Annotated in this window: 11 protein-coding genes; all 11 read left to right on the top strand. The window is 43.1% G+C overall.

Annotated elements, in window-relative coordinates:
- Positions 1-542 (top strand): phosphatase (locus AB5Z01_RS07280; protein WP_368365413.1); only part of this gene is annotated, 542 nt, incomplete at its 5' end.
- A 45-nt stretch (positions 543-587) separates the two neighbouring features.
- On the top strand, positions 588-1,502 hold the full coding sequence (gene murB, locus AB5Z01_RS07275) for a UDP-N-acetylmuramate dehydrogenase (protein ID WP_117927397.1): 915 nt from the start codon (positions 588-590) through the stop codon (positions 1,500-1,502).
- A gap of 60 nt (positions 1,503-1,562) precedes the next feature.
- Positions 1,563-2,420: an RNase adapter RapZ gene (gene rapZ / locus AB5Z01_RS07270; protein WP_038671699.1), complete on the top strand. Its 858-nt coding sequence runs from the start codon at positions 1,563-1,565 to the stop codon at positions 2,418-2,420.
- 13 nt (positions 2,421-2,433) lie between these two features.
- Positions 2,434-3,375, top strand: coding sequence for a DNA-binding protein WhiA (gene whiA / locus AB5Z01_RS07265; protein ID WP_242989164.1), 942 nt, complete (start codon positions 2,434-2,436; stop codon positions 3,373-3,375).
- Positions 3,376-3,377: 2 nt separating this feature from the next.
- Positions 3,378-6,848, top strand: coding sequence for a DNA polymerase III subunit alpha (locus AB5Z01_RS07260; RefSeq protein ID WP_368365412.1), 3,471 nt, complete (start codon positions 3,378-3,380; stop codon positions 6,846-6,848).
- Between the two features lie 2 nt (positions 6,849-6,850).
- Entirely contained in the window at positions 6,851-7,018 is a 168-nt protein-coding gene (locus AB5Z01_RS07255; RefSeq protein ID WP_022286737.1) for a hypothetical protein, read from the top strand.
- Between the two features lie 118 nt (positions 7,019-7,136).
- A complete protein-coding gene (locus AB5Z01_RS07250; protein ID WP_287215170.1) occupies positions 7,137-8,423 on the top strand; it encodes a pitrilysin family protein in 1,287 nt (428 codons plus the stop codon).
- On the top strand, positions 8,416-9,690 hold the full coding sequence (locus tag AB5Z01_RS07245; RefSeq protein ID WP_022286739.1) for a pitrilysin family protein: 1,275 nt from the start codon (positions 8,416-8,418) through the stop codon (positions 9,688-9,690). Before AB5Z01_RS07250 ends, AB5Z01_RS07245 begins: the two co-directional genes overlap by 8 nt.
- Positions 9,691-9,731: 41 nt before the next feature.
- A complete protein-coding gene (gene lgt / locus AB5Z01_RS07240) occupies positions 9,732-10,982 on the top strand; it encodes a prolipoprotein diacylglyceryl transferase (RefSeq protein ID WP_287215172.1) in 1,251 nt (416 codons plus the stop codon).
- Positions 10,983-11,837 carry a bifunctional methylenetetrahydrofolate dehydrogenase/methenyltetrahydrofolate cyclohydrolase FolD gene (folD, locus tag AB5Z01_RS07235; RefSeq protein ID WP_278460251.1) on the top strand — a complete coding sequence of 285 codons (855 nt, stop codon included), beginning with the start codon at positions 10,983-10,985 and terminating at the stop codon, positions 11,835-11,837. It abuts the gene before it with no gap.
- A 171-nt stretch (positions 11,838-12,008) separates the two neighbouring features.
- The gene (gene rpsO, locus AB5Z01_RS07230) at positions 12,009-12,275 is read left to right on the top strand and encodes a 30S ribosomal protein S15 (RefSeq protein ID WP_022286742.1); all 267 of its coding nucleotides are present in this window, start codon (positions 12,009-12,011) and stop codon (positions 12,273-12,275) included.
- Positions 12,276-12,443: the final 168 nt, after the last annotated feature.

Below are 12,443 nucleotides of genomic sequence, written 5' to 3'. Positions count from 1 at the left end.
CGAGAAAGATAAACGGGATAACCGTCCTCAGAGGTATAGAGGCTAACGTTGTGAGCGATGACGGAGAGCTTGATACCAGCGAAAAGCTGCTTTCAGGACTTGAATGGGTGGTGGCGTCTATGCACAGTGCCTGCTATACTCCCTCGACACCTGAGAACCACACTAAAAGCTGGCTGAAAGTCGCACAGAACCCTCAGGTGGATGTTATAGGTCACTGCACCACCGCACCTTTTATGTTCAATTATGAAAAGGGCGTAAAGGCGTTCAAGGAGTACGGCAAGCTTGTGGAGATAAACGAAAGCTCATTTGCGTGCAAAAGGTCGCCCAGAAGAAACGTAGTGGAGCTTTTGAAGCTTTGCAAAAAGTATGAAGTGCCTGTGGTCTTTGACTCTGATTGTCATTTCTGTCAGCTTATCGGTCAAACACCGAAAGTGGCAAATATAGCGGAGGAACTTGATTTTCCTGAGAAGCTTATCATGAACAGTGATTGGGAAAAGATAAGGGAATATGTTCTTGCGAAAAGACCAAACCTCGATATTTAAAACGATGAAAGGAGAAGCCCTTACAAGGGCGTTTTACAGATATATATGAATACACAAAAGCTGCTTGATCTTGCCTCAGAGCTTGAATGTAATGTTGTCTACAACGAGCCGCTTTCAAAGCATACCACATTCCGCACAGGCGGAGCGTGTACTGCAATGGTGGATATAAGCTCAGAGGAAAGCCTTGCAAAACTTGTTAGAGCCGCACACGAATGGAACGTAAGATATATTGTTGTTGGAAATGGCTCAAATCTTCTCTTTGACGACAGAGGCTATGAGGGCGTGGTGTTCCTCATGGGTCAGTCAGTGGACGAGATAAAAATGATGAACGAAAACACCATATACGCCGAGGCTGGGTGCAGCCTTATAAAGCTGTGCAGATTCGCTCTTGAGCATAACCTCACAGGACTTGAGTTTGCCTATGGCATACCGGGAACTGTGGGCGGTGCGATATACATGAACGCAGGTGCTTATGACGGTGAGATTAAAAACGTTATAACCTCTGCAAACTCCGTGAGGGCAGACGGTACTGTACATACTACAGAGGCAAATAAAATGGCTCTTGCTTATCGCAGCAGTTGTTATCAGAAAAACGGCGAAGTCATAACCTCAGGAGTGTTCAGACTTGAGGCAGGAGCGTATGACGATATTCAGGACAAAATGGTGGAGCTTATGGGCAGACGCCGTTCAAAACAGCCACTTGAATATCCAAGTGCAGGCTCGACTTTTAAAAGACCTGAGGGACAGTTTGCAGGAAAGCTCATTGAGGACTGTGGTCTGAGGGGATACACAGTGGGAGGAGCACAGGTGTCTGAAAAGCACTGCGGTTTTGTGGTGAACAAGGGTGGTGCAACAACTGAGGATATAATGTCGGTGATAAGACACGTTCAGCACATTGTCAAAGAGCAGACAGGCTATCTTCTTGAATGTGAGGTAAAGATAATACCTTACAAGGAATAACTTAAATAGGGATCAATAAGTGATGATTTTTTTCAGCTTTGTAAGAAAGGAATGAACGTTATGCAGTTTGTGATAATTACTGGTATGTCAGGATCGGGAAAATCAAGTGCCGTGAATGTGCTTGAAGATATAGGATATTACTGCGTTGATAATATGCCGCCTGAGCTTATCCCAAAGTTTGCAAACATATGCAGTCAGTCTGACGGAAAAATAGACAAGGTAGCGTTTGTTGTTGATATAAGAGGCGGCGACCTTTTTCTGAAGCTTCAAGACACAGTAAAGCAGCTTCAGGGCGAGGGCGTGAGTCTTAAAATACTTTTCCTTGACAGCTCAGATGACGTTATCGTGAGAAGATACAAGGAAACAAGAAGAAAGCACCCTCTTGACGAGGTGTCATATGGAAACATAAGAAAAGCTATTGAAACTGAGCGTGAGATATTAAGACCTATAAAAGCACAGGCTGATTTTTATATAGACACGTCCAGAAGCTCAACAGCTCAATTTAAGGAAAGGCTTTATTCCATATTTCTTGGAAACAACGAGTTTATGCATATTGATGTTCAGTCGTTCGGGTTCAAGTTCGGTGCAATGAGCGAGGGCGACCTTGTATTTGACGTAAGGTGTCTGCCTAATCCGTTTTATGTACCTGAGCTTAAGAACAAAACAGGTCTTGACAAGGACGTTTATGATTATGTTTTGAGCTTTGACGAAGCCAAAGTGCTTCTAGGCAAGCTAACAGATCTTATCGACTATCTCATACCTCTTTACGAAAAAGAGGGCAAGTCACAGCTTGTTATAGCGTTCGGCTGTACGGGCGGAAAGCATAGGAGCGTTACCTTTGCAGAAGCAGTTGCGGAGCATCTGAGAAAGCAAGGTCACAGGATAAGAATAACACACAGAGATATAAATAATCAGTAAGGCGGTTTGAAAGTTGGAGGACGTATCCTTTTCATATAGAGCAAAAGAAGAAATAATCAGCAAGATAAATTCAAAGCCAAAGGCTGACGTGTGCATGATGGGTATGCTCACGTATTGTAACTGTCTGTCAGATGATGAGATATCTTTTCTCACTGAAAACAAAGCGGTAGCGGACTTTTTCGTGTTGAACACTGGCAGGATAACTGGTAATGAAAACGCAGTGTTAGTCACAGAGCAGAAAAAGCGAAACGGCGTTGTGCTTTATGCTTTGGATATTCCTGAGCGTGAGGACAGGCTCACACTTCTTGACTATTTCAGAATGGATAAGAGCAGGCGTTTGGAAGAAGCTGACCTGCCTAAAGAGAAGTTTTATCCACAGCTCGTGGCTGGTATATTTCTTGCCTGCGGTTCGGTGAACAATCCTGAGAAAAAATATCATATGGAGTTCGTTATGCCAACGATAGAGCTTTGCAATGATTTTGGTATGCTGCTTATAGATAATTACGATATCACTCCAAAGCACGTTGAACGTAAGAACGCACAGATAGTTTACATAAAAGAGTCTGAGAATATCATAGATATGCTTACTCTTATGGGTGCGCCTATGTGTTCGCTTGAACTTATGAACGTAAAAATGATGAAAGATATGCGCAACAAGATAAACCGAGCGGTGAACTGCGATAATGCCAATATAGAGAAGTCGCTGAAAGCAGCGGAAAAGCAGATAAGCGATATCGAGCTTATAGACGAGACAGTGGGGCTTTATTCTCTTCCTGATAATTTGCAGGAGATAGCTGAGCTTAGATATAATAATCCTGACTTCAATCTTAAAGATCTTGGTGCAGCCATAGATCCTCCTATCTCACGTTCGGGCGCTAACCACAGATTGCAGAAGATAGCAGAGATAGCTGACAGGATAAGAGTTGAAAAAGGTCTTGCACTGAAAGAGGAATAAAAATGCCTGAGTTTGTACATCTACATCTTCATAGTGAATATTCGCTCCTTGACGGCGCCTGCCGTATCAAGGAGCTTGTTTTGCGTGTAAAGGAGCTTGGACAGAAAGCTGTTGCGGTCACAGACCATGGAAATATGTTTGCGGCGGTGGAGTTTTACAACGAGTGCCTTGCTCAGGGCATAAAGCCTATAATAGGCTGTGAGGTGTATGTTGCACCAAGAACACGATTTGACAAGCTAGCGAAGATAGACAGTTCGCCTTACCACCTTGTGCTTCTGTGCGAAAACAATGAGGGTTATCAAAATCTTATAAAGCTTGTGTCGGCGGCATATACAGAGGGCTTTTACAGCAAACCGAGAGTAGATGTTGAATTGCTTGAAAAATATCATAATGGGCTTATCTGTCTGTCGGCTTGTCTTGCGGGTGAGATACCCAGAAAGCTTACCAATGGCGATTATGAGGGCGCGAAGCAGACTGCTCTTAAATATCGTGATATATTTGGCAGGGATAATTACTTTATAGAGCTTCAAAATCATAAGTTTGCAGACCAGCAGAGAATATTGCCTATGCTTATAAAGCTTTCACGAGAAGCAGGAATACCGATGGTCTGCACTAATGACGCACACTATCTCAGACGTTCAGACGCTAATGCGCAACGTGTGCTAATGTGTATCTCAACAGGCACGACACTAGACGACCCAAGCAGGCTTGAATTTCCGACAAACGAGTTTTATGTAAAGTCAGCAGAAGAAATGGCGGAGCTTTTTCCCTCTCAGCCTGAGTCGCTGGAGAATACAGTAAAGATAGCTGACAGATGTAATGTAAGCTTTGAGTTTGGCAAAACAAAGCTTCAGTATTTCCATATAGACGGTGTTTCAGATAACGAAAAGTTTCTTCGCGATATGTGCATGAAAGGGCTTTATAAACGTTATGAAAAGCCAACAAAAGAGGCTTTGAAACGTGTTGACTATGAGCTTGACGTTATAACGAGAATGGGATATACTGACTATTATCTTATAGTATGGGATTTCGTGCATTATGCAAAGACCCACGGTATACCTGTTGGCTGTGGACGTGGTTCAGGTGCAGGAAGTCTGTGTGCTTATTGCATAGGCATAACGGGTATAGACCCGTTGAAATATGATCTGCTTTTTGAACGTTTTCTTAATCCAGAAAGAGTTTCTATGCCTGACTTTGATATAGATTTTTGCATGGAAGGCAGACAGCGTGTTATTGATTACGTTGTGGAGAAATACGGCTCTGACCATGTGGCGCAGATTGCGACCTTTGGTACGCTTGCGGCAAAGCAGGCAGTGAGAGATGTGGCAAGAGCAATGGGTCTGCCTTATCAGACAGGAGATATGCTTGCAAAGAAAATACCAAGAGGTCAGCCACTGAAATATTCCATTGAGAATATACCTGAGCTTAGTTCCCTTTATAAGACTGATATGAAGATACGACAACTTCTTGATATTGCCATGAGCGTCGAGGGTATGCCACGAAACGTGTCCACCCACGCAGCAGGCGTTGTTATCACAAAAGAGCCTGTGGATTTTTATGTGCCGCTCTATGCCCGTGACGGTCAGGTGTCAACTCAGTATACAATGACAGTGCTTGAACGTTTGGGACTTCTGAAAATAGACTTTCTTGGACTCCGCAACCTTACCATTATAGACCACTGCCGAAAGCAGGTGATAGAAACTCACCCTGATTTTGACTTGGAGAAGATACCTCTTGATGACAAGAAGGTATATGAAATGCTGTCACAGGGCAAAACGGAGGGCGTTTTCCAGTTTGAAAGTGCAGGAATGACGGCGACTGTCATGAAGCTTCGCCCTGAAAGATTAGAGGACCTTATCGCTGTTATCTCTCTTTACCGCCCAGGACCTATGGACTCGATCCCGACATATATCCGAAACCGCCATGAACCTGACAGGATAGTGTATAAGCACCCATTGCTCAAAGGCATACTTGAAGTGACATACGGCTGTATAGTTTATCAGGAGCAGGTAATGCAGATATTCCGCACTCTCGCAGGATATTCATACGGCAGAGCGGATATCGTAAGGCGAGCAATGGCTAAAAAGAAAGCGGCTGTTTTGGAAAACGAGCGAAAAGCGTTTATCTACGGTGAGAAAGGGCAGTGCTGTGGTGCAGTGGCAAACGGTGTGCCGGCTAATGTAGCCAATGAGATATTTGATGAAATGACCTCATTTGCAAGCTATGCCTTTAACAAATCCCATGCGGCGGCTTATGCAACTATCGCATATCAGACAGCGTATTTAAAATGTCATTTCTATAAAGAATACATGGCGGCACTTATGACTATCACGCTTCTTGACAGCACCGATAAGCTTTACGGTTATATTGCAGACGTGAGCAAAAACGGTGTGAAGATATTGCCGCTGGATATAAATAAGAGCGAAAGCGGTTTTGTGGCAGAGCCTGAGGGAATACGCTTTGCACTTCTTGCGGTTAAGTCGCTTGGCGAGGGGGCTATCGACAGGATAGTTTCTGAGCGTAAATCAGGTGGAGTGTTTCGTTCGCTTCAAGACTTTTGTACACGAGTTTCGGGCAGAGATATCCACCTGAGAACAGTGGAAGCACTTATAAAGAGTGGAGCTTTTGACGGCTTTGGATACACCAGACGTGAACATCTCAATGCTTGCGAGGACATAATGAAAAGCGTAACTCGGTCAGACGGAAGTGTGATTGAGGGTCAACTTGACTTGTTTGGCATGGGTGCTGCTTTGCCAATGGAAAAGAAGATAGAACGCTGTGGCGAGTTTGACGAGCAGCAGCTTCTTGAATTTGAGCATGAAGCTCTTGGTATGTATATATCCGCCCACCCTATAGACCGCTTTGAGTGTGTGATTTCAGCCACAAGGTGCGTCACCTCTGCACAGCTCATAAAAGCCTGTACAGACGAGGGCGGAATGGCTGATAAACGTTTTGCTGATGGGGAGGAAGTAGACTATGCAGGAATGGTCAGGGGCAGAAAAATGCTAAAGACCAAAAAAGGCGATATGATGTGTTTTGTGGAGCTTGAAGACAAGTTCGGAGCATTAGAGATAGTGGTTTTTCCGTCAGTTTTTCAAACTATGGGAGGCCTTATAAAAGACAGAGTGCTTCTACACGTCAAAGGCAAGATATCATGCAAAGAGGAAGAAGAACCTAAGATACTTGCGGATATGCTCGAGCCTGTCGATAGATTTTGCTCATTACAGCTTCAAAGGGATATTTGCGTAAGGCTTGTTTCAAGAGATGCAGAGGGCATAAAGGCTGTTAGAACTATAGCCGAGAAATACAGAGCACAGACTGGTTCAAAGTTTGCGGTATTTTTCAGCGATATTCGCAAAATGACAGGCATAAAGTCTGTTCATGCTGTGAAAATGTGTCCTGAACTGCTCGTCGAACTTGAAAACAGACTGGGTGCTGAAAACGTGGTATTTATGGACAGAAAAGGAGAATAAAAATGGAGCCAAGAACATATAAGGTAACAAAAATTGACGGCGATTATGCACATCTTCTCAATGTGGACACAGGCGAAGATCTTCTTATGGCAAGAGCGCTTTTGCCTGACGAAACAGACGAGGGAACAATGCTCCACTGGGAAAATTTCATTTATACGGTAATAGAATAAGTGCATTTATGAAATTCTTGTGAAAAGTATGGAAATCTGCACAGGAATGTGATATACTATATTATTATCGTGTTATCACGAAAAATTTTAGCGTGAAAACGCTTGAAGGAGTAATCAAATGGCTGTATCTTATAGTAGGGAAGAACTCGGCAGAGGGATATCTCTTACAAGAATATATGACAAGAAATTCAAGTCAAACTGCGTGAAGATAGCATTTATATCACCGCTGGACGAAAAAACAGCCTGCGTCAATGCAATGCTTCAAACAGTGCTTGTGACATCGAATGCGGAGATACCTTCACGAACAAAGCTTACTTCCACACTCACCGGGCTGTATGGTTCGAGCATAGGTACTAACTGCGGCACTATAGGCGATTATCAGTCTGTCGGTCTGTCTGCGAGCTTTATTGGCGACGATTATACTATAGACGGCGAAGTAATATCCGTTCAGGTTGTAAGACAGCTTCTCAATTGTCTGCTCAGACCGCACCTTGTTGACGGAAAGTTCTGTGAGAAGTATTTTACTTTGAGAAAGCAGGAGCTTATCGACGCTATTGTTGCCACTGTCAATGACAAGCGTGGCTATGCACTTTTGCAGGCGAAAAAGGTCATATTTGAGGGCGAGCCTGCGGCTGTGTCTGCAATCGGAACTGTGGAGCTTGCTGAGAACATAACTCAGGAGGATTTGTTAAGACAACACAAAAAGCTTCTTGAAAGTGCAAAGATAGAGATAACCATATCAGGCGGCGGAAACACGGCTGCTGCGGAAAAGCTTATAAGAGATGAAATGGCTGCTCTTATAAGAGTTTCACCCGTGGAGAAGATAGACTACAGACACAATTCACCTGCAAAGGCGGAGCCTGTTTATAGAGAGCTTAAAATGCAGGTAAGCCAAAGCAAAATGGTCATGGCATTCAAGTCTGATTATGAGGATATCTACACCGCAAAGCTTTTCTGTATGCTTCTCGGAGCAACGCCTTTTTCAAAGCTTTTTGCAAATGTGAGAGAGAAGCTCAGCCTTTGCTATTATTGTTCTTCTGCATATGCCGACAGAAAGGGCACTCTTTTTATCGACAGTGGAGTTGAAAGCTGTAACATAGAAAAGGCAAAAAAAGCTATCGAAGAACAGCTCGAAGCCATATGTAATGGCGATTTTACAGATGAGGAGCTTGAAAACACAAAGAAATCTCTTTGCGGAGGCTTTAAGTCAAATTATGACAGCATATATGATATCATGGGTTGGTATGCAGCGCAGAACACACGAAACACAGCTTTCACCCCTGAGGAGATAAACGAGCGGATAGCAAAGCTTACCCGTGAGGACATAATAAGCTGCGCAAAGACTTTTAAGCCTGATACTGTTTTCGTGATCAGGGGCGAGGAAGAGGAGGACTGTGATGAATAAGGAGATCGTAAAAAGCGAGCGGTTGGGCGAGAGCTACAGCGTTTTTCATCACCCGTCAGGACTTGACGTGCTTGTGTGGAAAATGGAGGGCTTCACAACTACAGAAGCCATATTTGCCACAAAGTACGGCTCAATTTACAACTGTTTCAAGACCAAGGACAGCAAAGATTTCATCACTGTGCCAGAGGGCATAGCCCATTTTCTTGAGCATAAGCTTTTTGAAAACGAGGACACAGATGTTTTTGACTTATATGCAAAAACTGGTGCCAACGCAAACGCTTTCACGTCTTTTGATGAAACGGCATATACGTTCAGTTGCTCGGAAAACTGGGAGGATTCTCTTGAAATACTTCTTGACTTTGTTCAGAAGCCTTATTTTACAGAGCAATCTGTGGCTAAGGAGCAGGGAATAATCGGTCAGGAAATAAAAATGTGTGCAGATTCTCCTGAAAGACAGTGCTTTTATAATCTGCTGAAAGCTCTGTATGTAAACCACCCTATAAAGATAGATATTGCAGGAACTGTTGATACTATTGCTGAGATAACCCCTGATCTTCTTTATAAGTGTTACTACACTTTCTATAATCTTCACAACATGGTCCTTGCCATTGCAGGAAATGTTGACGAGGATAAGGTCATGGAAATATGCGATAAAATGTTGAAGCCATGCGAGAATATGGAGCTTGAAACAAAGCTCCCTGATGAGCCTGAGAATGTAGCGCAGAAAAAGATATTTCAGAGCTTCCCTGTGGGTCTGCCACTTTTCAATATCGGCTTCAAGTGCAAGCCTTATGAGGGCAGAGAACTTTTCAAAAAGGCTGGAACAGCGTCAGTTGCGCTTCATCTGCTTATAGGCTCGTCTTCACCACTTTATAAGCAGCTTTTTGACGACGGTCTTATTAATTCTCAGTTCGGTGTCGAAGTTTTCACAAGCGGCGGAGTATTCTCTCCAATAATATCAGGTGAATCCCATGACCCCGAAGAGCTTTACCGCCGTTATCTAGCGGAGATAGAACGTGTAAAGACAGAGGGCTTTGACAAGTCACAGTTTGATATGATAAAGCGTTCTATGTACGGCGAAATAGTAAGAGGAATGAATAATCCTGAAAGAGCAGCAGATTATCTTGCAGAAAGCTATTTTGAAAATTCTGACGCTTTCTATGAAGCACAGGTTCTTGCAGAAATGACTGTGGAGGATTGCGAAAATGCCGTAAGAGAAATGTTCGACCCTGAAAAGTCGTCTATCTCCGTGGTAGATAATAAGTAGGTATTTTGAGCTACAGGCTCAGTGAAAGGAATGATAAATTTATGACAGCATTGCAGTTTCTTGCCGACTCTTCGGCAAATGATGCAATAAGGGAAAAACTCAGAGAGTTTCCGAACAGAGTTTATTTCCCCAATTTCGGAAAGGGTGACAATATCTTCAAAGAGGGTATTGATATCGACAGAGTGCTTTTTACAGTGCCAGGTACGAATTTCAAGATATATTGGTATGGTTTTTTGATAACCATCGGTATTCTTCTTGCAATGATATACGGCTTCAGAAGAATGAAGACCGTAGGTATCGACCCTGATAGAGCGACAGATTCCGTTATCGGCGGACTTATTGGAGCTATCTTTGGCGCAAGATTTTATTATATCATCTTTAATACAGAGGGCATGAAATTCTCAGAGTTTTTCGATATTCGTGACGGAGGTCTTGCTATCTACGGCGGACTTATCGGTGCGATAATCGTGGGCGGAATTATAGCTAAAGTAAGAAAGCTGAAGCTTACTGCGCTTCTTGACGTGGTCGCACCATGTTTTCTTATCGGTCAGTGTATCGGACGTTGGGGCAACTTCTTCAATCAGGAGGCCTTCGGTGCAAACACAAAGCTTCCTTGGGGCATGATAAGCAACACCACAATGGAATATATCTCAAACCATTATGACGAGCTTGGCGGCAAAGTGTCGGCTCTTGACCCTATCCACCCATGCTTCCTTTATGAATCTATTTGGTGTCTTATTGGATTTATAATCCTGCATTTCTATCTTAAACACCGCAAGTTTGATGGCGAAATATTCCTTATGTACACATGCTGGTACGGTCTGGGAAGATTTTTCATCGAGGGTCTGAGAACAGATTCGCTCTATCTTGGAAACATAAGAGTATCACAGCTTGTTGCAGGCACTTGTGTTCTTGCTTCACTTGTACTTATAATCGTGTTCAGAGGTATCACAAAGAGAAACAGCGATTACAAGCTGTTCGTTGATACAGAGCTTTCAAAGGCTCAGCTTGAACAGTATAACAGCTACAATGATATTCAGAAAGAGAAGAAAGAACTTAAGCACAAGATAAAGGAAGCCAAGGATAAGGGTGAGAGCTTTATTGAGCTTCAAAAAGAATATGACGAAAAATTCGGCAAGCAGGCTCAAAAAGACAAGCTTAAAGAAGCCGAGGAAAAGGACAAGGAGTCACACACCAAAGCCGAGACAGAGTATAAGTCTATCCTTGGTGACGATAACGACGAGGACAGCGAAGTAAAAGATACAGATGAAAAGGATACGGAGGAAGAATAAATGGGACAGATAATTGACGGCAAGGCAGTATCAGCCAAGGTCAAGGAAGAAATAAGACTTGAAACAGAGAAGCTTAAAGAGCAGGGCATAGAGATAGGTCTTGCAGTGGTCATCGTCGGTGACGACCCTGCTTCACAGGTTTATGTAAGAAACAAGGAAAAGGCTTGCGAAACAGTGGGCTTTAATTCATTCAAGTATGCTCTCCCCGCGGAAACAACAGAAGAAGAGCTCCTCGACCTTGTCAAAAAGCTCAATGATGACGACAGAGTGGACGGAATACTCGTTCAGCTCCCATTGCCAAAGCACCTTGACGATAAAGTGATAATAAATAACATCAGACCTGACAAAGACGTTGACGCTTTCCACCCTGTAAACGTGGGCAAAATAATGATAGGCGATTACAGTTTTCTGCCATGCACACCTGCCGGCGTTATGGAGCTTATCAAGTCAACAGGTACTGACATTGCAGGCAAGGAGTGTGTAGTGATCGGCAGAAGCAATATCGTTGGTAAGCCACAGGCTATGTTGCTTTTGCATAATAACGGCACTGTTACTATCTGCCATTCAAAGACAAAAGATCTTAAAGAAGTTTGCCAGAGAGCAGATATACTGGTTGCGGCTGTTGGCAGACCAAAGATGATAACCGCTGATTATATCAAGGAGGGTGCAGTAGTTATCGACGTTGGTATGGATCGTGATGAAAACGGCAAGCTTTGCGGTGATGTTGATTTTGAGGACTGCAAGGATAAGGCTTCATTTATCACACCTGTTCCAGGCGGAGTTGGCCCTATGACCATTGCAATGCTTATGAGAAACACACTTACAGCAGGCAAGGCTCATCACGGCATAGAATAGTTGTAAAATTTCTGTTAAGACTATTTACAATTTGTCTGAAATAATGTATAATATATGAGTTGCTTACTGCAACATATCCATGCAACAGAATATGGGTCACGCCCGTAAGTGGGAAAGTTACCTGCCATATTCTTTTACATCGGAAATATTTTAACGAAAGAGGTACAAAAAATGCTTAGAAAAGACGAAAAGACAGCTGTTATTGAAGCTAACAGAACTCACGAAACAGACACAGGTTCACCTGAGGTACAGATCGCTATCCTTACAAAGAGAATCAGCGACCTTACAGAACATCTTAAGACACACAAGAAGGACAACCACTCAAGAAGCGGTCTGTTCAAGATGATCGGTAAGAGAAGAAATCTTCTCAACTACCTCAAGAAGAAGGATATCGAAAGATATAGAGCTACTATCGAAAAGCTGGGTATCCGTAAGTAATCATGTAACTGACATCAAGGCAGAGGCATTTATTGCCACTGCCTTTTGGTGTTTATTTGAACTGTTGGTGAAAGGTAACTTAGCATTAAACAGAATGTATGAAGCTCGTATGTCCTGTTTATTGCTAATGCTTTCACCATACAGAAAAAACTAAATTTCTAAAATGGA

It is taken from the genome of Ruminococcus sp. RTP21359st1_H3_RTP21359_211015, assembly GCF_040909065.1.
Lineage (GTDB): Bacteria > Bacillota > Clostridia > Oscillospirales > Ruminococcaceae > Hominimerdicola > Hominimerdicola aceti.
Note: the sequence above shows the minus strand (reverse complement) of the source record. Positions and strands in the feature narration are given on the sequence as shown.

What these genes read in the sequence shown, in the direction of transcription:
- murB (WP_117927397.1), top strand. Translation starts at nt 588, where the DNA reads ATGAATACACAAAAGCTGCTTGATCTTGCCTCAGAGCTTGAATGTAAT.
- rapZ (WP_038671699.1), top strand. Translation starts at nt 1,563, where the DNA reads ATGCAGTTTGTGATAATTACTGGTATGTCAGGATCGGGAAAATCAAGT.
- AB5Z01_RS07260 (WP_368365412.1), top strand. Translation starts at nt 3,378, where the DNA reads ATGCCTGAGTTTGTACATCTACATCTTCATAGTGAATATTCGCTCCTT.
- AB5Z01_RS07255 (WP_022286737.1), top strand. Translation starts at nt 6,851, where the DNA reads ATGGAGCCAAGAACATATAAGGTAACAAAAATTGACGGCGATTATGCA.
- AB5Z01_RS07250 (WP_287215170.1), top strand. Translation starts at nt 7,137, where the DNA reads ATGGCTGTATCTTATAGTAGGGAAGAACTCGGCAGAGGGATATCTCTT.
- AB5Z01_RS07245 (WP_022286739.1), top strand. Translation starts at nt 8,416, where the DNA reads ATGAATAAGGAGATCGTAAAAAGCGAGCGGTTGGGCGAGAGCTACAGC.
- lgt (WP_287215172.1), top strand. Translation starts at nt 9,732, where the DNA reads ATGACAGCATTGCAGTTTCTTGCCGACTCTTCGGCAAATGATGCAATA.
- folD (WP_278460251.1), top strand. Translation starts at nt 10,983, where the DNA reads ATGGGACAGATAATTGACGGCAAGGCAGTATCAGCCAAGGTCAAGGAA.
- rpsO (WP_022286742.1), top strand. Translation starts at nt 12,009, where the DNA reads ATGCTTAGAAAAGACGAAAAGACAGCTGTTATTGAAGCTAACAGAACT.